Consider the following 26,472-nt stretch of genomic DNA (forward strand, 5'->3'; position numbering starts at 1 on the left):
CTGTCTTATCGGTTTTAACCACCGAGCAAGGCCCAGGGTATCGGTTTGCTCGTTACAACACGACTGGCTGCCAAGATCTTGCCACGCGCTACCGGTACCCCAGGGGGATATTTCGTAATAACCTTGAAACTTTGCCTGACCAGACGAAGTAGATCACTACAGTTGCCCAGGACACAAACGGTTTAAGATTCACCAGTTAAGGTGCCAAGATGACACTTAGGTTCCCCCCTCTACTCAGCGTTCTGCTATCACTTTTGCTGATCGGTCCCGCCGTGGCCGAGCGTCCGAATGCTGCTCGGATTATGTCGGACCAGACGATTGCCTTCCTTCGCATGGCCGACACTCAAGACTTCATCGAGAAGATGGAACAAACTTCTGTCGGTAAAGCCGCCAACGACCCCCAAATGAAGCCGTTCGTCAACGGTATCTGGCAGACGCTGAAAGATGCAGCTGCCGACGCGGAAGAGCGGAGCGGCTTGAAACTGGAAGAACTGCTAGCCATCCCTAAGGGGGAATTGGCCGCATCGGTGGTTGCCATGCAGGAAGGGAACCCTGGCGTTCTGATCTTCTGCGAACTTGGCGAAGACAGACGTGTGGTGAACCGCGTAATCGAGATCGTCGAGAACCTGGCGACCAATAACGGTGCCCTGATCGAGAACGAAAAGTACAAGGAAATCGAGATCACCCACATCATGGGGAACAACGGCCCGTTGGCGATCTGCATCCACGATGGCGTGTTGCTTCTCTCGAACCGAATTGAAGCGGTTGAAGACGTGCTCGAAAACTGGTCGGGCAAGCGGGAAGACAGTCTCGCTTCGGACGATCGTTTCAGCACGATTGTCTCGGCATCGCGTGGCACCAAAGACGAACCAGCCCAACTGCTCTGGTACGTCAATCCGATTGACGGCCTGCGAGCGTTGACCCGTAACCAGCCAGGCGGCAGCTACGTGATGGGCTTCTTGCCAGTGCTTGGCCTGGATGGTGTGAAGGCGGTCGGTGGTAGCCAGATTCTGGCGACCGAGGAATTCGATTCGATCAATCACCTGCACGTGATGCTGGAACGCCCACGAACCGGCGTGATCGAAATGATCGCCATGAAGAATGCTTCGACCGAACCGGAACGGTGGGTTCCGGAAGATGTCACCAACTACATGACCAGCAACTGGGAAGTCGAAAAGACCTACTCGGCCCTCGAAAAGCTGTACGACAGCATCTTAGGCGACGGCAAGTTGGCAGAAGACATCGATCGCCGCATCAACCAGCGAGCGAACATCGACTTCAAAAAAGAAATCATCGACAATCTGGAAGGGAAGTTCACCCTCGTTCAGTGGTACGAACCGCCTGCTCGTATCAACAGCCAGGCCACCTTTGTCGCGGCCAAGGTCAAAGATCGCGCTGCGATGCAAAAGACACTCGACAGCATTGTCGAAGCGTTGCCTCGGCTGAAGAACGTGGTCGAAAAGCGGAACTTTGGTGATGCGACGTTCTATCAAGCCAACGTGGGCAACGATGTGATTCCGGACGACGTTCCTGAAGATCGTCGTCGTCGGATGGAAGCTCGTCGGGAACTTCGCCCAGAACCTTGCTTCGGCCTGGTCGGCGACTTTCTGTTCTTCGCCGATCGCCCTGGCATCGTCGAGCACATCACCCTGACCTACGGCGGCGACGCACCTCGTCTCGCGGACGACCTCAGCTTCAAGCTGGTGCTGAACAAGCTGCTGGCACATGCGGGCGAACGCAAAGTGGCGATGGTCAGCTTTGCCCGTCCGGAAGAGAGCCTGCGTATGGTCTACGAACTGGTCCAAGCCGACACGACACGCGACTTCATTGGTCGCCGTGCCGAGCAGAACGACTTCTTCAAGAGCCTGCAAGGGAACCTCGACGCCAACCCGCTGCCTGACTTCGGCGTGATCAGCAAGTATCTGGCCCCGAGCGGCTCGATCATGATCGACGACGAAACAGGCCTCCACCTGATCGGCTTCAATCTGAAGCGTGATTCGGAATAGCGTCCAATCGAACGAGCCATTGGAAAACAGAAAACGCCCTGGGAACTTTCCCAGGGCGTTTTTTTGTTTCGACATCCGTCTCTAGCGGATCGGTACGTACCGCATGGCAACGGCCCCGGTGCTGAACTCGTGACGGCTGACCAGCTTCATGGGGATTGGCTGCGGCAGCCCGGCGAACAAGGTCGGGCCACGGCCGGCCACTACCGGATGAACGACGAACTCATATTCATCGATCAATCCGAGCTTCGCTAATGCGAGCGGAAGCGTCACGCCTCCAACGAACAGCCCAGTGCCAGGCTGCTGCTTAAGCCGGGTCACCGCTTCGCCCAGGTCGCCCTCGATGAGTTCGGCGTTCCAATCGACCTTCTTGAGGGTCGACGAAACGACATACTTCTTGGTCACATGAATCGTTCGGGCAAACGACGACATCCAATCTTCCATCCAGTCAGGACGGATGCCAGTCTCGGCCGGTTCTCGCCAAGCAGACTCCATCATTTGATAGATGATACGGCCAAACAGGAGGCCATCGGCCTCGGCCATGCGGTTGGTCCAATAGGTATGCAGTTCTGCGTTGGTGGAAGCGGCCAGATGGTCGCAGCATCCGTCCAAGGTGATGTTGATGCCATATTTAAGGGGACGCATAAATCGCTTTAATCCTGCAGGAACAGGGATGTTTGGAATCGTCAAAGCTGGCGTGCGAGGAGAAGCATAGTCGAGCCAATCAAATAAAACCATCCAACCGACTTTTTTATGACGACCCCATGGCCGCCTCGCCCCAACATGGCGGGATTGGCCCGGAAAGGTCTCTCGCTACAATCCCGCAGCATAGACTTCAGTAGCGTGTTGCCCCACACAAAGTCCAGGGAGAAGGGTTTTTATGATTCGCGGTCTTGGTTTGCTCGCCTTAGTTTTCATGTCGTCTTCATTGGCCTTCGCCCAGGAAGGAGAACTGTCGTTCGACGCGCGTCTGAGCGGCTACGACTACCCCTTCCCAGTCGAAACCTACAAGTTCCGTTCGCAGGAGCAAGATCTCGAAATGGCTTACATGTACCTTCCCCCGAAGGAAGATGACAAACCTGTGGTCACGCTGCTGCACGGCAAAAACTTCAACGGAGCCTACTGGAAAACGACTGCCCACCTGCTGCAGTCGCTCGGCTATGGCGTGCTGATGCCCGATCAGATCGGCTTCGGCAAGTCGACCAAAGCCAAGGCTTACCAGTACAGCTTTCCAGCGTTCGCCCACAACACGAAAGGCCTGCTCGACTCGTTGAAGATCGACAAGACCATCGTGGTGGGGCACTCGATGGGCGGCATGCTCGCCTCGCGGTTCGCCCTGCTTTACCCCGACGCGACCGAGAAACTGATCCTGGTCAATCCGATTGGCTTGGAGAACTATCTCCAATATGTCCAGTACAAGGACGTCGATTTCTTCTATCAGAACGAACTAAAACAAAGTCCGGAAAAAATCGTCGCGTACCAGAAAAAGAACTATTACGACGGCCAATGGAATGATGACTACGAAGCGCTGACCGTACCATTGGTGGGCTGGGTCCAAGGCCCCGACTGGAACGATATCGCGTATGTCAACGCGCTTACCTACGACATGATCTTCACGCAACCGGTGATCGAGGAGTTCAAGGACTTTCAGGTTCCGGTCACATTGATCATAGGTACCCGCGATCGAACCGGTCCTGGCCGAAACTGGATGCGGGAAGGGGTCGAGCACGAACTGGGACGTTACGACCTGCTCGGAGCTCAAGTGAAAGCTCGCAATCCCGATATCGAAGTCATCGAGCTTTCGGGCCTGGGGCATCTGCCGCAGATCGAGAGTTTCGATCTCTTTCGTGAAGCGTTCGAGATGGGCCTGAAATAGTCGCAACACGTCTGCTTGAGCCTCGCTGGGAAGAGCGACTATCCTGAGGCTTTCGTCGTCTCGTCCGTTCGCCTTTGAGGACCTGTTTCATGTCGACCTTCGGTTTCACCGATCGCTCGTTTCAAATTCTCGAAGAACTTCACGACAACAACAATCGCGAATGGTATCACGAGCACAAAGGAGAAATCCGGACGTTGCTGCAAGATCCTTTTGCGAAGATGCTGGATGTCGTGACCGATAAGCTGAAGAACGCCAAGCGGCCGATGGTGGGCAGCAAGCAAACGATGTTCCGGCTGTACCGCGACGTCCGGTTCTCGAACGACAAGCGTCCTTACAAAGAACATGTCAGCGGCCTGTTGACGCCTTCGGGCAACAAGAAGGAAGACACCGCCCTGATGTACGCGCACCTGGGCGCGGATGGCGGCTTCATTGGCTCTGGCTTCTACCGCCTTGAAACGAAGGTGCTGAACCAGTTCCGCGATCGCATCATCGCAGACGCCGTCGAATTTCGGAAAGTGATCCGCAAGATCAAGAAGGCCGGCCTCGAGTTCGCCGAGATCGAACCGCTGAAGTCGATGCCGCGTGGCTACGCCGAGTATGCCGATCACGAGCATGTCGATTTTCTGAAGATGCGGTCACTCGTCGTAACCCAGCCACAAACGCGAAAAGTGTGGCTGGATGGAACGATCGTCAAGCAGTTGCTGGCGCTGCACAAAGCGACCGTCGACTTCCTGCTGTTCGGCCTGGAAGCAGTCGGCGAAGGGGGAGCGTTTCGTTAAACTTCCCCCTAAGAAATCGGTTGGGCAGGCATCTTATGGCACCGCCCAACCTCTCCTGGCAACATTGCCGGCTTGGCATTTAGTTCGACTTCAAGCCGACGGTGTTCTCGGAAACGACCTGATAGTCGTACTGTTTTCCAGCTTCCGCGGTCTCGTCGACGAAGGTCATCTCGACCAGTGGCTGAACTGGCGTATCGCTGTACTGCAGTCCCTGGAATAGGGGGCGACCGAAAGGATTCTTCGACTTCGCAGGGACCTGGGCGATCGCTTTGCCATCGCGCAAGATCGTGAATGGAGCCAGGCCACTCTCCAGGTCAGCTTCTGCCTTCCAGGTCAACGTGTTGCCTTGCACCTCCAACGAAGTCGGAGCTGGTGGAGGCGTGCTGTCGGTGACCTTCGAGTCGTGCATGTATTGAACCCAACTGCTGGCGATCGCCTGATTGGGGAACCAGATTGACTTGGTCTTGTCGCCGTCGAACTTCTCAGCGGCAACCGGCTCGGCCACAGCTACGTCTGGTTCTGGGAACGAAGTCAGCAGGCCATCCGCTTCTTCAATCGAAACCAGCGGCTGACCAACTTCCTCTGGCAGTCGCAGCGTCAAACAGGCATCCAGCCATGGAATCGCCAGGTAACGCTGATTGCCACATTCGTGGCTGGTGAGCGGATCGACCGAAATCGAAATCAGGGCACCTTTCTCACGCATCTTCGTGGCAAACGTGTTGACTCCGGACCAAACTCCGGTGAAGCGTCCTTCTTTGACCGTGAAGCCTTCCTTCGTGCCCAGATTGCACATCGCCGGAACACTTGCGGCTGCTTCTGAGATTTCGTGTGGCGACGGACGCCCTTCTTTCTCGACGACCATCGGCACGCCTGATCGCAGCCAGGCCGCGGCGACCCGTTCCGGGTGCATCAGCAACATGCCACCGGACCAGTGACCACCGCCGCTATGTCCCCAGATCGCCCAAGGCACCGTTGCCAGTTCCGGGTGGCCCGTCTGCTTGGCCAGATCTTTCAAGCCTTGCTGGAAGGCGGCCGACGAGCCATTGCGTGGATCACACCACTTCTGACAATCGGCGGTCTCTGGCTGTTCGTAAACGGGCGAAACTAACGCACAGCCATGCTTCTTCGCCAACGCTTGCCAGTGCAGGTCGAAGGCCCCGGTCTGCCCTGATCGGCACGAACCGACGCCACAGCCATGCTGATGCACGATCACGCCGCGCAAGGTCTTTACCCCTTCGGGCAGCCAGAGCGTGTAATTCACCGGGTAGATCAGCCCCCCTTCGTCGGTCGAGGCTTCGTATCGCACGCGATAATAAGGGGCGGCAATCGGGACAGGATCGCTGTACGGGTTCTCGGCTTGTTGGGCCATTACCGACGACGAAATCAGCAACAACAGCAAGAGCGAACGCATGGAGGGTTCCTAAGGGGGAAGGATGATGGGAGGTGGGTTCGCTCTAGTGTGACTGATCGCGGAACCGAATTCCAGTCTGGCCCAATTCGTTCCGTTTCGTTTTTCTCGGTGTCTGTCGTCGATTCCCGTTTTCGAGCCTGCTACGATAGGGAACTTGCCTGATGACATTCCTGCTATTCCCTCCTCCGTCCTGCGACAGGTACCGTCATGATTCGCTGCACCTCCCTACCCTCCTCGCCGGCAATTAGCCGAATGACAGCCTTGTTGGCGTTGGCCTGCTTCACGGTGGCATCGTCGGTGCTGGCTCAAAGCGAAAGTCCGGTTCAACTGCAAAAGAAGGCGATCGCAGCGAAGCAAGAGAATTACAGCAAACTGCCGCGACTGTTCGGCACCACGAACATTCGTGAAACGCACCCACCACTGAGCGTCCTCACCGGTGGCCCTCCTTCCAATGAAGAAGTCGAAGAACGTCAGGGACGCAAGCTGCAAAAATTCTTGCTCGATGGCGATAGCCTGCGAGTGAACACGTACCTGAAAGACGACGAGATCTGGCACGCGTTCGCCTTTCACGACAACGTCTGGCAGGTTTACAAGAGGCCGGAGAAACGGTTGATCGTGACCCAAGGAGTGCGACCAGAATACGAACGCCCGTTCGATCCTCGCGATTTCGGGTTTCAAGACTGCGGCGAAACGCTGGAAACGATCGCCAACGGCGGCAAGCTGACCGCGACAACCGAAGAGAAAGATGGCGAGTTGGAGAGCTTCACCTTGAAGGTGACCCGCGATTACAGTGGCTCTGGGACGACCGACGAGTTTACGTTCACCAAGGCCAATCGTTTTCTGCTAACGCAGCGTCAGCATCTTGTCTTCAGCGACGAGATCGCGCCACGCGTGGCCTGGCAACTCGACGTGACCTATCAAAAGTTCCCCGGCGCGGATGCCCTGTTCCCCAAGCAGGCTGTCTTCACCGAGTTCACCTACGAACCACGCCCCCACTGGCTCAACAAGGCCTACTACGAAGTCGACCAGCTTCGCGTCGAACGCAACAAAAGCAATGACTTCTTCACCAAGATCGAAGTGCCGGAAGGCACCGACATCGAAAAGTAACGCCCCCCCCTTCGCAAATATGCCCCTAGTTCGAGAACACCTTATGCCTCGCATCGCCCCTTGGTTTATTGCCCCTGCCCTGCTGCTCTTTCTGACGAGTCTTCTGCTGGCGGAAGACTTTCATCCCGATCAGTCGAGCCTGCCGACGCCTCCGCCGGAAGGTGCCACTGTTTTGTTGGGCCCTGAAACGAACGAATTCCTCAGCAAGTCAGGCGGCGCGATCGACTGGCCCCTGGAAGATGGTGTGGTGACTTCGACCCGCGGTCAGAGTCGATCGAACCATATCGTCTCGAAACTTCACTTTCGCGATGCGGACATTCATGCCGAGTTTAAATTGCCGCCGAAAGGCTCTGGCAACAGTGGCATCTATATCCATGGCAACTATGAATTGCAGGTCATCAATTCGACCGGCAAAGAAAAGCTCGACCAGGGAGACATCGGAGCGGTCTACGGCTTTGCTCCAGCAAAGGTCAACGCCGGCAAGGCCCCTGGCGAGTGGCAAGTGTATGACATCCGCTATCGAGCACCACGCCGTGACGAGTCGGGCAAGATCGTCGAAAAGGGTAAGATCTCGGCGTGGCTCAACGGGCAACTGGTTCAAGATGAAACCGAAGTCGACGAACCTCGTTCGAATTATCACCCTTATCGCTACAAGACGACCGATTATTTGAAATCGATCTGGGAAAAGCAAAAGCAGACCTCGGTCGGCCCGGTCTTCCTGCAAGATCACGACAATGCGGTCCAGTTCCGCAATGTCTGGGTCAAGCCGCTGGACGACAAGGCCGTGCTGGTGGAAGGCTCGTAGCGCCGGCTGTTCGCACAACTTTCATAACGATAGGAACGCCATGTTTTCAATCGGACCAGGTACCAAGGGATGGATGTTGTTGGCATGCCTGCTGGGCGTCCTCGGCTGCCAACAGCCGCACGTCGAAATGAAGGTCGCCTGGGAAGGTTCGACGGCAGAAGACCTGGCGGAGTACGTCAACATTCACTTTCCGGAGATGGAACTGGCCGTCATCAAAGATGGCAAAGGAACTGTCTATTTCCAGCAGCCACTTACGGAAGTGGAAGCGGCGATCGCCCGGGAAGCACCGACGGCTCGTAGCGGCATGGTCTTCAGTTGCGAGGAAATGACGACCCCCATTCCGCCACTGCCGGAAGTCCACATGAAAGAGTCGCTGCACTTCCAATTGAAAGAGGAAGTCCGCGCGAAGTACGGCCTTTCGATTATCGATGTCATCGACGCGATCCGCGCGATCCCCGAGGAAGAGCTACCAAAAGTTTGGCGAAAAGTAAAAATCAGCGATCACGACGGGGGTCTGATTTCGCTCGAAGAAGTCGTCGATGCTTCGACGATCCAGTCTCCTCGCCCGCTGATTATCGACCGTCGTGAATAAAGACGACCGGATGCGACGAATTCACATCGGTGACGGTGCCAAGGCCTGTCATCAGAACCAGGCACGGAAGGACCGGATGTTCTTCCTGGCCTCCCTACCTTCTAGGTAGAAGCTACCAGTTAGGGAAACTTATCCACAATAAAAGGAGGGGCATAAATCGCTCGCCCACCGTTGCGACTGGGCGATAAATCGAGTAGTTGTATTAAATTACCGTTGAACGATTTAACCCCCTCGACAACTCTCACATCACAAAGCAGCCGCGCGCATGAGCGAACAGGAAGCCAAGACGGCCGAGGACAAGACCATTCTGCTGGTGGACGACGATACCGAGATTGTCGAAACCATGCGATTCGCCCTGGAAGCGAAAGGTTACCGCGTGCTGGTCGCTCGAGACGGCAATCAAGGCCTGGCCCTTGCCGAACGGGACGATCCCGATTTGATCGTTCTCGACATGATGATGCCGAAACGAAGTGGCTTCTTGGTTCTGGAGAAGCTGCGTCAAACGAACAAGGTACCTACCAAGATCATCATGGTTACCGGCAATGAAGGAAACCGTCACAAGGCTTACGCCGAAATGCTCGGGGTTGATGACTACATCCGCAAGCCATTCGCCATGGATCGCTTGCTGGGTGCCGTGGCCAAACTGATCGGCTAAAGGTTTAACGGAACAGTGGAGCGGATCTTCGAGGCCGATGTCTTGTTCGCTCCATTTTTCATCTACGTCCGCTGTGCGGGCGAATACTCTGACGCCGATTTTCTGGCGTTGTTCGAGGTCCGCAACTACAAGCGGAAAGCCTCGGTGAGTCACGAGTGCCAAAGTGCCGCCATCTCTTCTGTCGATGGCTGGATGATGCTGGCTGACGATTGGGGCTACACCCTTTGGAATCGGCCGGCCACGCATCGAACGATCGGCCGGCTAGCGCAGCAATACGATCTGTTCACCTGTTTTCTGGGCGACATCGACGATTCTTATCACTTCGTACTCTATCGAGACGGACGACGAATCCGCGAGTACCAATGGCTTTGCCCTGCTCTTTCTCCCCCTAGGGCCACCATCGATTACGGGATCCCTTTGCCAGGGGAAGCAGAAGCCAATCTGCAGGCCGATCACTGGAAGCGAATTGTGGAAGTTGCTGAATCGCTCGGTCTGAAAGGGCATCGCCGCGAAAGCTCGATCCGGTACTTTGCACCGTAATTCCCTGCTTTCAACAAGCATTTTCGCCGCGCGATTTCGCGGGAAGTCAGCCGTGTTGCCCTAAGGCATAGGATGCCGACGTTTCTGGACAGAATCTGCTCACTAGCACCAAAATTAAAGTTCCCAGCCGTGGCAACCTCTCGATTTTAGAAAAAATACGGGGACCCGATTATTAACGTTGCTTCACACCGAAACCCAAACAACTTGCCACGTTACAACTCGTACTATTTTTCACAGGCGGAACAGTCGGGTGATTCCCCGCAATCTTTCTATTGCTTACAGAGTGCCTTCTGTCGATACTTTGAGACGAGGGAAGGCCAAGCGATCTTGTAGCCGATCCGATGCGAAATCTTCCCCTTTGATCTTTCTTCCGCGAACGTTCTTTCTCAATCGCGCTCGGCGTCTTGCACCGTTTTCTTAGAGCTGTGTGCGCCTGCGCGAATCGAAAGAACATAAGCTGGAAAGATACGACTTGGAAGAATTCGCAAGTTTTGTCATACAAGAAGCCAACGCCTCATCCCCAATAGTTTCGTAGCCGGATTGGCTCGCGATCTAGGCTGCGGACTGTGTTCTACCACAGGTCTACCGAGTGGGACTCGGTACCGAAACGCAGGAGGGATCAGCATATGGCCGGCGGTCGAGAAATCGTCTCATTCCTGGCAGAACGCCAGAACCTGGAACAGTTTCGCAAAAAGAACTGGCAAGGCACCTTCGAGGAATACCTCGACCTGGTCGCGCAAAACCCCGCGATCACGCGCAACGCGTTCCAGCGGTGTTACGACATGATCCTCTCCTACGGCGTCGACACCTACGAAGTTTCCCGAGAGAAGAAAGTTCATTACCGGTTCTTCGACGATCCGCTCGACAACGGGAAAGACGCAATCTTCGGGCTCGAAGATTCTCAGGTCCAACTCGTCAATGCCTTGAAAAGTGCCGCCCACGGTTACGGTATCGAGAAGCGTGTTTTGCTCCTTCACGGTCCGGTCGGAAGCAGTAAGAGCACGATGGCCCGACTGCTCAAGAAGGGTTTAGAGCGCTACTCCGCGCTCGATGAAGGTGCCGTGTACTCGCTCGGCTGGATCGATCCGGCGAACCCCAGCGATAGCTCCGCCATTCATTGGTGTCCAATGAATGAAGAGCCGCTCCACTTGTTCCCGGAAGAATTCCGCCCCGATGTCGTCGCCCAGTTCCAGGAAGCGAGTGCCCTGGCAGATTACCCGCTGAGCATCTCTGGCGAGCTCTGCCCGTTCTGTCGCTTCATGTACATGGAAAGCCTCAATCGGCATGGGGGAGACTGGTCCAAGGTTGTCCAGGACGTGCACGTACGACGTGTATTGCTCAGTGAAAAGGATCGGATCGGCATCGGCACGTTCCAGCCGAAGGACGAGAAGAACCAAGACTCGACCGAACTCACTGGCGACATCAACTATCGCAAAATCGCCGAATACGGCACCGATAGCGATCCACGCGCGTTCAACTTCGATGGTGAATTCAACGTCGCTAACCGCGGAATCATCGAGTTCATCGAAGTCTTGAAACTCGATGTGGCGTTCCTGTACGACCTGCTGGGTGCCAGCCAGGAACACAAGGTGAAGCCGAAGAAGTTCGCCCAGACCGACATCGACGAAGTGATCCTCGGTCACACGAACGAGCCGGAATATCGCCGGCTGCAAAACAACGAGTTCATGGAAGCCTTGCGTGACCGAACGGTGAAAATCGACGTGCCGTACGTTACGCGGTTGTCCAACGAAGTAAAGATTTACGAGAAGGATTACAACAACGAAAAAGTCAAAGGCAAGCACATCGCCCCGCACACCATCGAGATGGCTGCGATGTGGGCTGTGCTTACGCGACTGGAAGAACCGAAGAACGCCAGCCTGACGCTTCTGCAGAAGTTGAAGTTGTACGACGGCAAATCGCTACCCGGTTTTACCGAAGAGAACATCAAAGAACTGAAATCGCAAACCAAACGAGAAGGGATGTTGGGAATTTCGCCTCGCTATGTGCAAGACAAGATTTCCAATGCCCTGGTCGCACATCCCGATGCGACTTCGATCAACCCATTCATGGTGTTGAACGAGCTCGAATCGGGACTCGGCAACCATTCCTTGATCACCAGCGAAGAGCAACGCGATCACTATCGCCAGCTCCTCGAAGTGGTCAAGGAAGAGTACGAGAACATCGTCAAGAACGAAGTTCAACGTGCGATTGCCGCCGACGAAGATGCGATGGCTCGTCTGTGTGCGAACTACATCGACAATGTCAAAGCTTATACCCAGCGGGAACGCGTCAAAAATAAGTTCACCGGCCAATACGAAGAGCCGGACGATCGCTTGATGCGGTCGATCGAAGAAAAGATCGATATCCCCGACAGCCGCAAAGATGATTTCCGTCGCGAAATCATGAACTACATCGGTGCCTTGTCGATCGACGGCAAGAAGTTCGACTATAAGACGAACGAACGTCTTTATAAGGCGCTTCAGCTGAAATTGTTTGAAGATCAGAAGGACTCGATCAAGCTCACCAGTCTCGTGTCGAGCGTTATTGACCAGGAGACCCAAGAGAAGATCGACGTCGTCAAACAGCGTCTCATCCGAGACCATGGTTACGACGATGAAAGCGCTACGGACGTACTCAGCTACGTCGCCAGCATCTTCGCACGAGGAGATGTGACCGGCTAAGCATTCACCATCAATTCGCAATCATCGGGTGCCATGCCGACGTCCGTCGTTGGCAGGCATTCGAAGAGAACACCCAGCCATTGAAGGCGCAAGAACACCAAGAGTTGCCAGCAATCGCGTACCAGGGATGGTCATGAATCCGTTGAAAGCACTTTCGCGATCCTATCGCAGGTCCGATTCGGTTCCACTGTCTGACTCCCCCCAAGCTCTTCTCGTTCTTTGCGTTTCGATCGGCATCTCTTCGAACGCCCAATCCAATCGTCGGTCACGAAGACGAACGCATGGCACCCGGTATCGGCCATCCAGGCTGCCATTGTCCCTTTCCCTGGTTTATTCACTTCGCCCGCTTCGTGCTTAAGGAGAAACATTATGGGCTTGAAGATTGATCGCGACGTACACCGATTTCGCGAAATCGTTCGTGGACGCATTCGTGATAATCTTCGTAAGTACATCACCCACGGCGAGATGATCGGCCGGAAGGGGAAGGACCTGGTCAGTATCCCCGTACCCAGCCTCGACGTGCCTCATTTCCGCTACGGAAAGAACAAAGGGGGCGTCGGTCAAGGGGATGGCGAGGTCGGCGATCCGGTTGGCAAAGGAGACGACGGCGACGGTGCCGGACAAGCAGGCAACGAAGCAGGTCGTCACATCCTGGAAGTCGACGTACCGCTCGAGGAACTTGCGACGATGCTGGGGGACGAACTGGAACTGCCCCGGATCGAGCCGAAGGGCAACTCCAATATCAACCAGTGGAAAAACAAATACGACAGCATTCGCTCGACCGGTCCTGAATCGCTACGGCATTTCCGGAGAACCTATGTAAAAGCCCTACGACGTCAGATCGCCTCGGGCATTTACAACCCGCAGAATCCCGTCATTGTTCCGGTTCGCGACGATACCCGCTACCGCAGTTGGACGAGCACGCCACAGCCCGAGGCGAATGCCGCCATCGTGTATGTGATGGATGTTTCCGGTTCGATGACCGACGACCAGAAAGAGATCGTCCGAACCGAAGCATTCTGGATCGATACCTGGCTACGCAGCCAATACAAAGGGGTCGAACGACGTTATGTCATTCACGACGCCGGGGCGAAGGAAGTGGACGAACACACCTTCTACCATACCCGCGAAAGTGGTGGCACGCGTATCAGTTCGGCCTACAAGATCGTGCAACAGATCCTGGAAAAAGAGTTCCCGTCGGCCGACTGGAACATTTACTGCTTTCAATTCTCCGACGGTGACAACTGGGGAGAAGACAACCGGGCCTGCATGCGAATGCTGCAAGAGTCGTTGATCCCCGCCTGCAACTTGTTCTGTTACGGTCAAGTCGAAAGCCCCTATGGCAGTGGCGAATACATGAAATCGCTTGTCAACCAATTCGGCAAGAACCACGACACCCTGATCTTGTCTCACATTGAAGACAAAGATGCGATCTATGGCTCCATCAAGCAATTTCTCGGAAAAGGTAAGTGAGGACATCCTACTAAGGTAACATCCTATGGCGACAGCCGATTTGAATCCCGAAATGCCACACCGTTTTCTGGTTCGCGTGGGCCATAACCAGGTCACCGTCGTATGCCAGACAGCGGCCGAAGCGATCGTTTTTGCCAAAAAGCAATTGCGTCGCGATCTCCCTCGTTTATGGGACGTGATCAGTTCGCTCTCGGAAAGCAAGTTCGAGGTTCGCGATCTCGATCAGTAGGTCGACATCATCCCACGGAGGACAACCGAATGCCCATTACGCATCGAAGCTTCGCGAATTTGCCGGAAGAGTTGGCCGAAGTGCAGGTCGAAATCGAGCAACATGCGCTCGATTACGGCTTGGACTTCTTTCCCACGATCTTCGAGTTGGTCGACGTCGACCAACTGAACGCGATTGCGGCCATGGGCGGTTTTCCGACGCGATATCCCCATTGGCGATTCGGCATGGAGTACGAACGCCTTTCCAAGGGTTATCACTATGGGCTGCAGAAGATCTATGAACTCGTCATCAACAACGATCCCTGCTACGCCTATTTGCTTTCCAGCAATCATTTCGCCGATCACAAACTGGTGATGGCGCACGTGTATGGGCACTGTGACTTTTTCAAATGTAATCAGTGGTTCAGCCAGACCGATCGCAAGATGATCGATCAGATGGCCAACCATGGAAACCGCATCCGACGCTACATGAACCGCTTTGGTGTTTCAGAGGTCGAGAATTTCATTGATGCCTGTTTGAGTATCGAAGATTTGATCGATATCCATTCGCCGTTTATCCAGCGAAGCCGCTCGGAAGATCGCTACAAGTTTCGCGCTCATACCGATGAGGAATCAACCGAAGCGGTCGACGGAGGCGACTTCCGCCTCCCCGCCAAGAGTTACATGGACAACTTCATCAATCCTCGCAAGAAGGATTCGGACGAAGACGAAACGCCGCGACCAGCCCGGGCCATTCCAGTCCCGGACGAGCCGACCAAAGATGTGATGCTGTTCCTGCTGCAGTACGCCCCGCTGCGACCTTGGCAGCTCGATGTCTTGTCGATGCTACGGGACGAAGCGTATTACTTCGCACCCCAAGGCCAGACCAAAATCATGAATGAAGGGTGGGCGACCTATTGGCACTCGACCATCATGACCCGGCACGGACTGCATGCTTCGGAAGTGATCAACTACGCCGACCATACTTCCGGAACATTGGCCAGCAGCCCGACCCGATTGAATCCGTACAAACTCGGCCTCGAGCTTCTGCGCGACATCGAAGATCGCTGGAACCGAGGCTGTTTCGGCCAGGATTACGACGACTGCGACGACTACGTCCAGCGGCAAAACTGGAACACTGATGTCGGGCTCGGTCGCGACAAGATCTTTGAAGTCCGTCAAATCCACAACGACCTGACCTTCATCGACGAGTTCTTCACGCTCGACTTTTGCCGTCGTTATAAGATGTTCCAGTTTGGCTACAACGACTCAACCGAATACTACGAAATCGAAAGTCGCGAGTTCCCCAAGGTCAAACAGCAACTTCTGTTCAGCCTGACGAACATGGGGCGTCCCGAGATCTTCGTTTCCGATGGCAACTACAAGAACCGGGGCGAGATGCTGCTGACGCATCGCCATCATGGCGTTGAATTGAAGATGGACTATGCCCGCGACACGCTGACCAACTTGTTCAACCTGTGGAAACGTCCGGTGCATATCCACACGATTCTCGACGACCAGGAAGTGATGCTCAGTTGGGACGGCACCCATCACGAATGCGTCAAGCTCGAGAGCTGATTTCACCAAACCAACAACTGCCTGACCGTTGGCCCGCAGTCATGCCAGGCGTGACGGATCAGTCGACACACCGAAATTCATCGATTCATTTTTCAAAAGGAGGCCCAACGATGACCCAGGACATAAGGCAACGCTTGGATAACCATCCGGCGCCGAACAGGAAGTTCGAGACGGCGCTAAACCAGGGAAAGGTCACAGCGACAGACCTGACGGTCGAACGCGTCGGCGTCTCGACACGTCAAATCGATTACCGTTTCAACGAGGCAAAAAGCCATGAAGGGGCGAGCGACGTCGCGGAAAACCTGGTTCGCCGTGTCGACTATCTGCTGGAACCGTTGGCGATCATCGAACGCGATCCGGCCGAAAGCCAGATTCAAATCAGGTCGCAAAAGCCAACTCAGGATGGCGACTCGCGACGCTATTACGAGATGAACGTTGACAGCAAAGGCATTTCTATTCAGCGTTACAAAACGACCGGCACAGGTCGCGAAAGCGAAGAGATTCACCTGACTCGCGAGTCGTTCGAGCGGGTCTGCCGTGATCTCGACGATGCGGCAGCCCCGAAAGGCAAGCCTCGGTCATAAATTGCCTGGCCCGCCGCAATCAGCTTTGGCTCATTCGCCGACTTGCTGGCTGCGAGGGCCATTTCTTCCGCCTTTTTGCGTGAGACCGGGCACTACTTCGTTGGTTCGTTTCGATTTGATAGACTGAGTCTTTCCAATCGAATTCCATTGAACCTTTGCGAGAAGTAGTTTTCATGAGCCACGGCCGCCCCGGTTCCGCCCCACTTCCAGAGCCCTCGATCATTCCAACCGAAGGCTGGCACTGCAGCCACTTTTATTACACCTTCGACCGAGCGCTGCTGACCGGCTTTACCCCAGAAGAACTGGCAACTGCCGCTCAGGAAATCATCGCGATCCTTAATCCGGAAGCGGAAGGCAATCCTCAACGTCTTCAGGTTTCGATTGTCAGTGGCCACAAGGCTGACTTCTCCTTGATGCTGATGGACCCTGATCCGCTGGTGATCGATTCGGTTCATCAGAAGCTGATGGCAACCCAACTGGGTGCCGCACTCCAGCCGACATACTCGTTCGTATCGATGACCGAAATCTCGGAGTACGTCCCGTCGATTGAACAATATGCCGAACGCCTGGTCCGTGAAGGGGAAGAGAAAGACTCCCCTTCGTACGAAGCCAAGGTCAACGCCTACGCCAAACGTTTGCCGATGATGAACAATCAACGGCTGACGCCTGATTTCCCTCCGTACCCTGCGACTTGCTTCTATCCGATGAACAAGAAACGGAAGGTGGGTGAAAACTGGTTCCTGATGCCATTCTCCGCTCGTAACGCGTTGATGGCCGAACATGCCCAAAGCGGGATGCAGTTCGCCGGGAAGGTTTCGCAGTTGATCACCGTCAGCGTCGGCTTGGACGACTGGGAATGGGGCGTCACTCTGTGGGCTCGCAACCCGGAGTACCTGAAAGACATCGTCTACAAAATGCGTTTCGACGAAGCGAGTGCCCGGTATGCTGAGTTTGGTCCGTTTTACACCAGCTATGTCAGCACCGCGGAAGAAATGCTGAAGCATTGCCGCATCCTGTAAGCTTTCCTTTTCCCTGGCAGGTTTCCGATGGCCAATCGCCCGTTGAAGCTCGACGACATTCGTCCACCCGATCTATCGGAAGGCGAGAACCCGTTCGCGGAAGATGTGGCCGTCGGAGAAGAAGCGGACGTTCACGCCCCAGCCGATTATCGCGGGGCGTACGAGACGGTCAGCAGATCGACCGGAATCTTGCTGATCATCATGGCATTGCTGGGCCTGACTGCCAGTGCCATGCCGATGCTCGGCTTCGTGTGGGGAGACATCGGCGTCGCGTTGGGTTTCTTTGGCTGGCTGGTCGGCTGGCTGCTTGCCTTGCCAACCTTGGTATTTGCCGCCAACGATCAGAAAGCGATTCGCCTCGGGCGAATGACCAGCCGCGGACAATGGCTGGTTCACATTTCGTTCTGGCTCGCGCTATTAACGCTGGCCATTCTGGTCGGAACCGTCGCCGGTTACTTACTCCTCGGTTTCGATTGAGAAGTCAGGCAGTTCCAGCATCGGATTCGCTGGATCCGCGGCGGGCTTCTCTTCGCCTTCCTTCTTCTCGCTTTCCGGCGTTTGTGGACCACGCTTGGTCTTCTGGGCGTTGGGGACCAGGAAGAGCCGAACCTTGGTTCCTTCAGCCGGAATGTTCTCCGTGTACGCCTTGAACCAAAGATTGTTGTTGGCGTCGGTGCTCTGAACCGGAACGTCTAGCATCGACGACTTGAAGTTGCTGACGCAGATCAGTTCGCCACCTTCCGCTGCATAGACCATCTTGCCAGGCAGCGTGTCAGGGTCGATCCCTTCTTCACGAGCCTTCTGCACCGCTTCGATTGTCACGTCTTTCCAGAAATAGCTGCCAGGAAACACCCAGTCGTAGCTCATCATCTTCTGGGTTCGTTCGTCTCGCACCCAGTCTTGAGCACGGCGTGTCATCAGCTTGCCGTCGGCATCCTTCCACTGAACGTAGACGTCGACCACTTCGCCAGAAGGTGCCTTGTAATCCGGATCGAACTGAACCGGCTTGCCTTGCTTCGCCCCAACGGCCAGCAGTGCGGCATGCACCACATAGGCATCCGCGGCCACGGCGACGATCGACTCGTGTTCCTTCGTGCCCCGCAGGCAGGCAAACATTTCCAGCGAGCCCTTTCGCAGGCAGATCTCGCCATCCATGATCACCATTTTGCGTTTGGTATCGATCCAAACCGGCATGTTGGGCATCAGCTTCCGGATAGAACCCTTCGGCTGCTCGGTGTTTTCCTTCTCCACAGTTGGTTCGGCAGGCTGAGCAGGCTCGCTTTTTTCGTCCCCGTCTTGGGCCCAAATCGCGGTTACCGGTAAGCAACCGAGCAGCAAAAAGGCCAGAAGAAACCCACAGACGTTGCGATTGGTACGGCAAGTCATATCCATGGCAAAACTCGGTGGAAAAAGGAATACGAGGGGGGCGTCAAAGTCTGCCCACATTGCTAAGATGATCTATCTCGCGTGACAGGCCCCATTGGGGGAGCGTCACGGCTGGACGACATTCTAACAAACTCTCGCTTGATGGAAGCCATGGCCACGGAAACCAGCCCGAGCAGCAAGGACGACCAAGCCACTGTCAAATCGAAACTTCCCGAATGGGCCAAGCTGGCCAAGGGAGCCGCCTACGGCGTGAGTCTCGAAGACTGGGAAGCATGGAAGGGTTACCTCAAGAAGCGAGAAACGGTCGCGCCGCTACAGACCCTGGTCTCTGGCAAGAAGACGTCTCCGCTGGCGTGGGCTTTCTTCGCCGACGACGCCATTGATGCCCGCACCTTTCCTCTGCTGGAAACGCTGGGGGAAATCGCATCGGGACGAACACGTCCAAGTGCCAAGATCTCAGGCGAACTCGAGTCGTGGCTGGAAGATCTCGATCGTCGAATTGCCGAACGGAACCTGGTGCTGGAACTGCTGGCCTGGTGCCACGCCCTGCCGAATCTCGCCGCCGTGCTGAGCGATTCGCTGTGGTGGAAGACGCTCGACGTGCTGGTTAGCCATGCCAACGATGCCGCGGCAACCAACTTTGAAAACAAGATTTTCGAGCAAGGTCTGGCAGGCGAACTGCCGCTGACCTTGGCTTACCTCTTCCCGGAACTGAAGGCCTGCCGCCAGCTTGGCAAACCTGCCACGCGGATCCTGGACGAGGGGATGCAGGCCCTGACCGATGGCGAAGGCCTGCTGAAGGTCGATCAACTGCTGCACATGCGAGCCTTGCTGGCCTGCTGGACCCGTTCGCTGGTGATGATCAAGCGAGCCGATGGTCTGCGTCTGTCGAACGATGCCTTCACGCAGTATCAGTGGATGATTCGTCACTGCCTTCGTCTGACGCGTGCCGACGGAACCTTGACGCTAAGTCACGGAATTTCGAGTGCTTACAACCGTCACTTCCTCAAGACCGCCTTGATGGAAGGGGAAGATGACGAAGACGAAGCGATCGCCGAATTCACGCTGCCGAAAGGAAAGGGCAAAGGGAACGGCTTCCACCTCCCCTTCCCTGCGTACGAGTCGGCCTGGTCGCAGTTTGCCTACCTTCGTCCCGATTGGCATCGCAGCAGTCCACGCCTGACGGTTCGTCACGATCTGGAACCGCTGATCGTCGAACTGGAGTCGCGTGAAGATCAGGTCCTCAGTGGAGCCTGGGAGACATCGATCAAAGTCGACGGCACCGAACTGGCACCGACCGGCCCATGGGAGCAAGTCGGCTGGCAGTACGACGACGACGGCGATTACCTGGAACTAGAACAAAACTGGACCGAAGACGTTCGCCTGCAACGTTTGGTGTTCCTGGGCCGCGAGGATCATTTCCTCTGGGCGATGGACACCGTCATGCTCGAAAAGCCGGCGAAGCGAATCGAGTATGAAGCGAAACTGCCGTTTCCATCGACCGCCTCTTTCGAGCAAGCGGACGAAACGAACGAAGTGCAAGTCAGCCTTCCGCAGTCGAAGATGACCATCCTGCCGGTCGGCATCAATGAGTGGAAAAGCGATTCGGTCCTTGGCAAGTTCGGTGTGGTCGATGGCAAGCTGACGCTGCGACAGAACGGCAGTGGCGTCGCCATGGTCGCTCCGCTGTTCTTTGACCTGGCCAAGAAGAGCCAAGGGAAGCCGCTTACCTGGCGTCAATTGACGGTGGCCGAAAAGCTGGTCATTCAGCCACGAGATCGCGCGGTTGCCTATCGTGTTGAAACGGGGAGTGGCCATTGGTGCTTCTATCGTTCGATGACCTCCAAGGCGAGCCGCACCTTCCTGGGTGTGAACCTGATTTCGGAATCGCTGGTCGCTCGCTTCGACGAGAATGGCGACATCGAAAAACTGCTGGAAGTGGAAGCCACTTGATCGCACGGTAACCCCATGGACACGCGACTTCGCGAAAACCTCGACCGCGTCCGAGCCGCCATTGCCGAGGCAGCCGCGGCATCGGGACGCAGCACGGCCGACATCTGCCTGATCGGCGTGACCAAGTATGTCGACCTGGAAACAACTCAGGCCCTGTTTGACCTTGGCTGTCACGACCTCGGCGAAAGTCGTCCGCAACTGCTGTGGAACAAAGCCGAAGCGATGCAGGCTCAATCGCCTCGCTGGCACATGATCGGGCATCTTCAGCGCAACAAGACCAAACGCACCATTCCGCTGCTTTCGGTTTTGCATTCCGGCGATAGCCTACGATTACTGCAAGCGGCCAACGAAGACTGGGACAAGCCAGAGCCTTTGGCGACATTGATCGAAGTCAATATTTCTGGTGACAGCGCCAAGCATGGCTTCGCCCCCGACGAGATCGAACCAGCACTGCGACAAATTGCCGCGTTGTCGAACCTGAAGATCGTTGGTTTGATGGGGATGGCTTCGCTGGAAGGTGGGCGGGATCAGGCCCAGCAAGATTTTGCGGCGCTGCGACAGCTCCGTGATCGGCTTCAGGCAAATTGCCCCGACGAGATCTCGCTCGAGCAGCTCTCGATGGGCATGAGCCACGACTTCGATCTGGCGATCCGCGAAGGAGCCACGATGGTACGTGTTGGCTCGAGCTTGTTGGAGGGTCTCGATGGTGGACATTAACCTTGTCGCCCATCCCGAAGGAAGCCTCCTCGATCTGAAGGCTCAGCCTGGCTCTCGCAAGACGGAGCTGCGTGGCTTTCAGAACGGGGCCCTGAAAGTGTGTGTGACCGAGGTTGCCGAGAAAGGGAAAGCCAACAAGGCGATTATGGCTTTTTTGCGAAAGACCTGGAGACTCAAGGGGTCTCAACTCGAGATCATTTCCGGGGAGACGGCGTCGCATAAGAAGCTCCTGATTCGCGACCTGTCTCCGGAAAATGTGTTGCAACTGTTGAGGATGTGCGGTGTCGAAGGATAATTGAATGGACAATCCGTCCAAATCACCTTGCCGCTCCCCCAGGGTTGTCATAGGATCTGATTAGCTCCCTAATCGTCGAATTTCGCGCATCGAAAGGCGTATGGCCCACCGATGGCAAATCTAATCTTTTCAATAACTTGTGCAGTAAACCCATGAAGCGACGGGTAGGTAAATTCATCGGACTTATCGTCGTCACCATCTTTGCCCTGGCTGTGATGTACGTCAGTGGTGGACGCAACGATTTTAGTAGCCAGAAGACTGAGTCCACGAGCGAATCTCCCATTCCCGAGACCTTGGCTCCGGTCACCGTTCTGCCACTGGTCAAAGAGCCGATCGAAATCCTCGACAGCTATGCCGGGACGATCGAGCCGCTCGAGAAGTTTTCGCTCGCCTTCCAACAAGCAGGCGAAATCGCCACCCTGGCGAAAAACGAACATGGTCGACCGCTGGATGTTGGTGATCGCGTTAAAGCAGGTCAGGTACTTGCCCAACTCGATACCCGGATCCTGGTAGCTCGCCGCGAGGAAGCCAACGCGAATCTCGAAAACGCCGAAACCGAATTCCAGCGGCTATCGAACCTGCAGCAGCGCAGCCCTGGTGCCGTGACGCAAACCGCCTTCCAGCAAGCCACGCAGATGCTGGCCGTCGCCAAGGCAATGCGAGACATTGCTGAGAAGAACCTTGAAAACGCTTCACTCACTTCGCCCGTCGATGGTGTCGTATCCGCTCGGATGGTCAACGCTGGCGAATCGATCAACATGCATCAGGCCGCCTTCGAACTGGTCCAGGTCGACAAAGTCCTGCTGACCGTCGGTGTGCCAGAATCACGCATCGTGGCGATGCAGAAGCGATTCAATGTAACGCGGCGGCAAAAGACTGGCGACACGACCGCCGGCATGCCCGATCCAACGAGCGACTTTCGCGTGGATGTCCGACGGTTCGATTCCTCGTCGAACATGGAACAAGGAGTCGTGCTGCATGGAAGCGTCTATCGTATTGCCGAGACCGTCAACGACCGCAACGGATTGTTTGAAGTCGAAGTGCTATTGGACAACCAAGATCACCTGCTCAAGCCAGGGATCGTCGGCAAAGCAGACTTCGTGATCCGCGAGATCGAGGGCTACCGCGTTCCGGTTGAAAGCGTCGTCTTCAACGATCGTACCGCCAACCTATTCTTCGCGGCGATCCCACCGCAAAACGGCACGACGCCAGTCGAGTTCGTCGGTACCGAAATTGCGGAAGTTCCCAACTACATCGCCCACCGGTTCGAGATTCCTTCCTACATCGAACAGGGCCGCTATTTCATCTTGCCAGAACTGCCCGGCGACATGCATTTGCTGGTCGTTCAAGGTCAGCATCGCCTGGTGGAAGGGCGTCCGCTGGAAGTCATCGGAGGGGCCGATGAAGTTAGTGAAGCGGCTTCGCCAGGCAGCGACATGGGGCCGATGACCGAGGTCTCCCGGCTTCAGACCGATCGTTCCGGAAAGTAGTGAAGGGAACTCACCACGATGAAACTTAGTGCCGGTGCGATTGAACAACCTCGTTTCGTGATCGTCTGCACGATCATCGTTCTGGTGGCCGTAGTGATGGTCGCCTTGAACATTCCGGTGCAACGAACGCCTGCGATCTCGAAGGCGGTCGTGCTGGTCGCGGTCCCCTACCCAGGTGCCCAGCCGATCGAAGTTGAAGAGCAGATCACCAGCAAGGTCGAAGACGCACTGCAGAAGCTAAAGAACGTCGACTTCATTGCCTCGACCAGCATGCGTGGTTCAAGCGTAACGCAGATCATCTTCCTTGATGGCGTCGATCCCGACCTGGCTCGCGGCGAGGTGAAGGACCTGGTCGACGAGATCCGCCGCGAACTGCCGGTGGCGCGGGAAGTTCAACCTTCGGTCACCGACATCGACTTCGAGAACACACCGTTGATGTTGGTCAACATGACCGCGCCCCCTGGCTTCGACGAAGCTTCGCTGAAAACGCTGGCCGAAGAAGTTCAAGAAGAACTCGAAACCATCCCTGGCATCTCGAACACGCAGCTCTTCGGAGGACGCGAACGAGAACTGCACGTCAACGTGAACGTCGATCTGGCGGCCGAGTATGGATTGACCCTCGGCGACTTCCGCCAGGCGCTTGCCAACTTTCATGCCGAGATGCCTGCCGGCGAACTCGATACCGGCACGTTCGACTTCCGCGTGCGTAATGAAACCCAGTTCCGTGGCGTTGAAGATATTCGTGACGCGATTGTCAGCCAGGCCAATGGCAAGGTCATCAAGATCGGCGACGTCGCCGAAGTGAACGATTCGTATCGCCGTCTGAAGAACGTTGCCCTGCTGGATGGCGAGTCGTGCGCGACGATCATCGTCAACAAAGAGGCCGACATCAACACGCTGGCCGCGGCGATCGCGGTCAAAGAGAAGATCGACGAACTTCGTCCCCAGTATCCGAATATCAAGTTTCGCGTGACGCGAGACACCTCGGCGGAAATCTCGATCATGTTCCGCGTGCTCGGTTCGAGCTTTGTCTTCGGAGCGATGCTGGTGCTGGTGATCCTGGCCTGGAGCATGGGTCTGCGAATTTCGCTGCTGGTTCTCACGGCTATTCCGCTTAGCTCGGCAGTCGGATTGATCTCGCTGTATACGATGGGAATCCCGGTCTCGAACATGGTGATCTTCGCCTTCATCCTGGTGCTGGGGATGGTGGTGGACGGAGCGATCATCGTCGCGGAAAACATTCACCGACATATCGAACGAGGCGAAGACCCGGTCGATGCCGCCAAAATCGGGATCGAGGAAGTCGGCACGCCGGTCATCATGGCCGACCTGACGACGGTCGCCGCCTTTTTGCCGATGATGCTGGTGCCTGGCATCATGGGCGACTTCATGCGTGTGATGCCGCAGGTCGTCAGCGTGTCACTGCTGGGCAGTGTGCTGGTCGATCACTTCTTCATCCCTGTTGTCGCCGCTCGCTGGTATGGACGCCGCAAGGCGAGCGAAGTCGTCCCAGATAAAACCGTTCATGAAACGCTTTCCCGTGAAGATGACGACGCCGAGATTCGCATTCGTCCGAACCTTGGCTTCTTCACCAAGATGTACATCTACGTGTTGAAGTGGAGCCTTGAGACTCGCTGGGCTGTCGTCGGCTGTACGATCCTGGCGTTGGTTTGGGCTGGCTTCATGATGGTGCACGTCGAGAAAGAGTTCTTCCCGCCCAGCGACCGTGGCCAGTTTGAAGTGAAATACGAACTTCCTCTGGGAAGCAGCATTCACCAAACGATTGCCGCGGCGGATGCCATTCAAGGACCGCTCCGCGAACTGGGCTCTCGCCCCAACAGCGAACTGGTCAACTTCGTCTCGGCCCTCGGTTCTTCCGAAGGGCTGGCAAGTCGCCTGGAAAACGACCCGGCCGTGGGACCCGAGTTCGGCACCGTGATGGTGGAACTTCTCTCGCCGCTGGACCGCGATCGACACGAACGGGTCATCCTCGCGGAATTACGGGAACGTTTCGACGAGAACGTAAAGAAGTTTCCTGGGATGACTTACACCATCAACGAAGTCGAAGAAGGCCCGCCTGGGGGAGCCAAGGTGGCGGTTCGTTTCACCGGCGACAACCTCGAACAACTTGGCTTCGTGGCGGAAACCACGACCGCCCAGATGAGTCAAATCCCTGGGGCAGTCGACGTGAAGACCGACTATCGAAATCTCAACCCTGAAATCATCGTCGAGCCCTTCCCCGAAGTGGTCGGTATGTTCGGCATGTCGGAGATGCAAGTCGCCCAGGCCATTCAAACGGCGATCAACGGCGACACGACCATCGAGCTGAACCTTGGCGACGAAGACGTCACGCTGCGTCTTCAGGCGATGGATGACTATCGCGCATCGAAGGATCAGCTCGAACGGATCATGCTCACCAGCCCCACCGGTAAAAAGGCGACGATCGGCCAACTGGCCCGGCTTGATCGAGCGACCAGTTTATTCGCCGTGAATCGTTACGACCGCAAACGAGCCGTCATGGCGAAGTGCGACGTGATCGAGAATCCCGATACCGAGAAAATCTTCACGCGGCTACGGGAAGAGATTCTGCCCGCCATGGGATTCCGTCCCGCCAACGATTCGATCAGCTTCATGGATATGGCATTCATTGGAACGGTCGGCACTCCGTCGGAAGGCCTGCGTGCCGAGTTCACTGGCGAAAGCGAAGAGACCGCGAAGAATATGAATTACCTGACCGCATCGATGGCGATCGCGGTGATCTTGATCTTTGCGATTCTGGTCTATCAATTTGGCAGCTTCCGTCAGGCAGGCATTGTCATGCTGACGGTGCCACTCAGCTTTGTCGGCGTCGTTGCTGGAATGTTCCTGTGCGACTTCCCCTTCAGCCTGGCGACGTTTATCGGGCTGGTCAGCTTGACGGGGATCGTCGTGAACGATGCGATCGTGGTGGTCGACTTCATTAATCAAGGTCGCCAGCGTGGACTTCGTGTCCGCGATGCCATTGTCGAAGCAGGCATCAATCGCCTTCGCCCCGTGATGCTGACCACCGTGACGACGATTGGTGGTCTGTTGCCTCTGCTGTTGAACCTCAGCGGCGGGGCCGAATTCTGGCAACCGTTGACCGGGGCCGTGATCTTCGGCCTGGCCTTCGCCACCATTCTGACGCTGGTCGTGATTCCAGTCGCCTATAGCCTGGCATACTTCAACGCTGATAAGAAAGCAGCGGCCGCCAGCTAATCACCCTTCAAGCATCGTTACCGCGCATAAAAGAAGGCCAGCGATTTAATATGCTGGCCTTCATTCGTTTTCGATTGGAAGCAA

At 55.9% G+C, this 26,472-nt stretch carries 23 protein-coding genes; 20 read left to right on the forward strand and 3 right to left on the reverse strand.

The window, feature by feature from the left end:
- Positions 1–209: 209 nt before the first annotated feature.
- Complete coding sequence (locus AB1L30_RS24555; RefSeq protein WP_367016933.1) at positions 210–2,006, forward strand: hypothetical protein; 1,797 nt, start codon at positions 210–212, stop codon at positions 2,004–2,006.
- 81 nt (positions 2,007–2,087) lie between these two features.
- Here the strand turns inward: AB1L30_RS24555 and AB1L30_RS24560 are convergent, their stop codons facing one another.
- Positions 2,088–2,648 carry a dihydrofolate reductase family protein gene (locus AB1L30_RS24560; protein WP_367016935.1) on the reverse strand — a complete coding sequence of 187 codons (561 nt, stop codon included), beginning with the start codon at positions 2,646–2,648 and terminating at the stop codon, positions 2,088–2,090.
- A gap of 235 nt (positions 2,649–2,883) precedes the next feature.
- On the opposite strand from AB1L30_RS24560, the gene AB1L30_RS24565 reads away from it, so the two are divergent.
- Positions 2,884–3,879, forward strand: coding sequence for an alpha/beta hydrolase (locus AB1L30_RS24565; RefSeq protein ID WP_367016937.1), 996 nt, complete (start codon positions 2,884–2,886; stop codon positions 3,877–3,879).
- Positions 3,880–3,968: 89 nt separating this feature from the next.
- On the forward strand, positions 3,969–4,658 hold the full coding sequence (locus tag AB1L30_RS24570; protein ID WP_367016938.1) for a DUF2461 domain-containing protein: 690 nt from the start codon (positions 3,969–3,971) through the stop codon (positions 4,656–4,658).
- A gap of 79 nt (positions 4,659–4,737) precedes the next feature.
- Here AB1L30_RS24570 and AB1L30_RS24575 read toward each other — a convergent pair whose 3' ends face one another.
- On the reverse strand, positions 4,738–6,069 hold the full coding sequence (locus tag AB1L30_RS24575) for a hypothetical protein (RefSeq protein WP_367016940.1): 1,332 nt from the start codon (positions 6,067–6,069) through the stop codon (positions 4,738–4,740).
- A gap of 252 nt (positions 6,070–6,321) precedes the next feature.
- Between AB1L30_RS24575 and AB1L30_RS24580 the strand changes: the two genes are divergently transcribed.
- The 12 genes from AB1L30_RS24580 (at position 6,322) to AB1L30_RS24635 (ending at position 17,787) form a co-directional block, all read left to right on the forward strand.
- Positions 6,322–7,176: a hypothetical protein gene (locus AB1L30_RS24580; protein WP_367016942.1), complete on the forward strand. Its 855-nt coding sequence runs from the start codon at positions 6,322–6,324 to the stop codon at positions 7,174–7,176.
- Positions 7,177–7,219: 43 nt separating this feature from the next.
- On the forward strand, positions 7,220–7,981 hold the full coding sequence (locus tag AB1L30_RS24585) for a DUF1080 domain-containing protein (RefSeq protein ID WP_367016944.1): 762 nt from the start codon (positions 7,220–7,222) through the stop codon (positions 7,979–7,981).
- 40 nt (positions 7,982–8,021) lie between these two features.
- A complete protein-coding gene (locus AB1L30_RS24590; protein ID WP_367016946.1) occupies positions 8,022–8,573 on the forward strand; it encodes a hypothetical protein in 552 nt (183 codons plus the stop codon).
- Positions 8,574–8,838: 265 nt separating this feature from the next.
- The gene (locus AB1L30_RS24595) at positions 8,839–9,228 is read left to right on the forward strand and encodes a response regulator (protein ID WP_345093661.1); all 390 of its coding nucleotides are present in this window, start codon (positions 8,839–8,841) and stop codon (positions 9,226–9,228) included.
- Positions 9,229–9,243: 15 nt separating this feature from the next.
- A complete protein-coding gene (locus AB1L30_RS24600; protein ID WP_367016948.1) occupies positions 9,244–9,768 on the forward strand; it encodes a hypothetical protein in 525 nt (174 codons plus the stop codon).
- A gap of 626 nt (positions 9,769–10,394) precedes the next feature.
- The gene (locus tag AB1L30_RS24605) at positions 10,395–12,449 is read left to right on the forward strand and encodes a serine protein kinase (RefSeq protein ID WP_367016950.1); all 2,055 of its coding nucleotides are present in this window, start codon (positions 10,395–10,397) and stop codon (positions 12,447–12,449) included.
- A gap of 369 nt (positions 12,450–12,818) precedes the next feature.
- A complete protein-coding gene (locus AB1L30_RS24610) occupies positions 12,819–13,922 on the forward strand; it encodes a DUF444 family protein (RefSeq protein WP_367016952.1) in 1,104 nt (367 codons plus the stop codon).
- 25 nt (positions 13,923–13,947) lie between these two features.
- Positions 13,948–14,151: a hypothetical protein gene (locus AB1L30_RS24615; RefSeq protein ID WP_345093669.1), complete on the forward strand. Its 204-nt coding sequence runs from the start codon at positions 13,948–13,950 to the stop codon at positions 14,149–14,151.
- Between the two features lie 29 nt (positions 14,152–14,180).
- A complete protein-coding gene (locus tag AB1L30_RS24620; protein WP_367016954.1) occupies positions 14,181–15,707 on the forward strand; it encodes a SpoVR family protein in 1,527 nt (508 codons plus the stop codon).
- Positions 15,708–15,817: 110 nt separating this feature from the next.
- Entirely contained in the window at positions 15,818–16,291 is a 474-nt protein-coding gene (locus tag AB1L30_RS24625) for a hypothetical protein (protein WP_367016956.1), read from the forward strand.
- A 173-nt stretch (positions 16,292–16,464) separates the two neighbouring features.
- Positions 16,465–17,310, forward strand: a complete 846-nt coding sequence (hemQ, locus tag AB1L30_RS24630; protein WP_367016958.1) for a hydrogen peroxide-dependent heme synthase — start codon at positions 16,465–16,467, stop codon at positions 17,308–17,310.
- A 27-nt stretch (positions 17,311–17,337) separates the two neighbouring features.
- Positions 17,338–17,787, forward strand: a complete 450-nt coding sequence (locus tag AB1L30_RS24635; RefSeq protein ID WP_367016960.1) for a hypothetical protein — start codon at positions 17,338–17,340, stop codon at positions 17,785–17,787.
- Here AB1L30_RS24635 and AB1L30_RS24640 read toward each other — a convergent pair.
- Entirely contained in the window at positions 17,767–18,702 is a 936-nt protein-coding gene (locus tag AB1L30_RS24640; protein WP_367016962.1) for a YdjY domain-containing protein, read from the reverse strand. The genes AB1L30_RS24635 and AB1L30_RS24640 overlap by 21 nt on opposite strands.
- Before the next feature lie 144 nt (positions 18,703–18,846).
- Between AB1L30_RS24640 and AB1L30_RS24645 the strand changes: the two genes are divergently transcribed.
- From AB1L30_RS24645 to AB1L30_RS24665, 5 genes are all read left to right on the forward strand, one after another.
- On the forward strand, positions 18,847–20,649 hold the full coding sequence (locus tag AB1L30_RS24645) for a hypothetical protein (protein ID WP_367016964.1): 1,803 nt from the start codon (positions 18,847–18,849) through the stop codon (positions 20,647–20,649).
- A gap of 15 nt (positions 20,650–20,664) precedes the next feature.
- A complete protein-coding gene (locus AB1L30_RS24650; protein ID WP_367016965.1) occupies positions 20,665–21,366 on the forward strand; it encodes a YggS family pyridoxal phosphate-dependent enzyme in 702 nt (233 codons plus the stop codon).
- Positions 21,353–21,661: a DUF167 domain-containing protein gene (locus AB1L30_RS24655; protein WP_367016967.1), complete on the forward strand. Its 309-nt coding sequence runs from the start codon at positions 21,353–21,355 to the stop codon at positions 21,659–21,661. Before AB1L30_RS24650 ends, AB1L30_RS24655 begins: the two co-directional genes overlap by 14 nt.
- Positions 21,662–21,813: 152 nt before the next feature.
- Positions 21,814–23,151, forward strand: a complete 1,338-nt coding sequence (locus tag AB1L30_RS24660; RefSeq protein ID WP_367016969.1) for an efflux RND transporter periplasmic adaptor subunit — start codon at positions 21,814–21,816, stop codon at positions 23,149–23,151.
- 18 nt (positions 23,152–23,169) lie between these two features.
- The gene (locus AB1L30_RS24665) at positions 23,170–26,388 is read left to right on the forward strand and encodes an efflux RND transporter permease subunit (protein WP_367016970.1); all 3,219 of its coding nucleotides are present in this window, start codon (positions 23,170–23,172) and stop codon (positions 26,386–26,388) included.
- Positions 26,389–26,472: the final 84 nt, after the last annotated feature.

It is taken from the genome of Bremerella sp. JC817, assembly GCF_040718835.1.
GTDB lineage: Bacteria > Planctomycetota > Planctomycetia > Pirellulales > Pirellulaceae > Bremerella.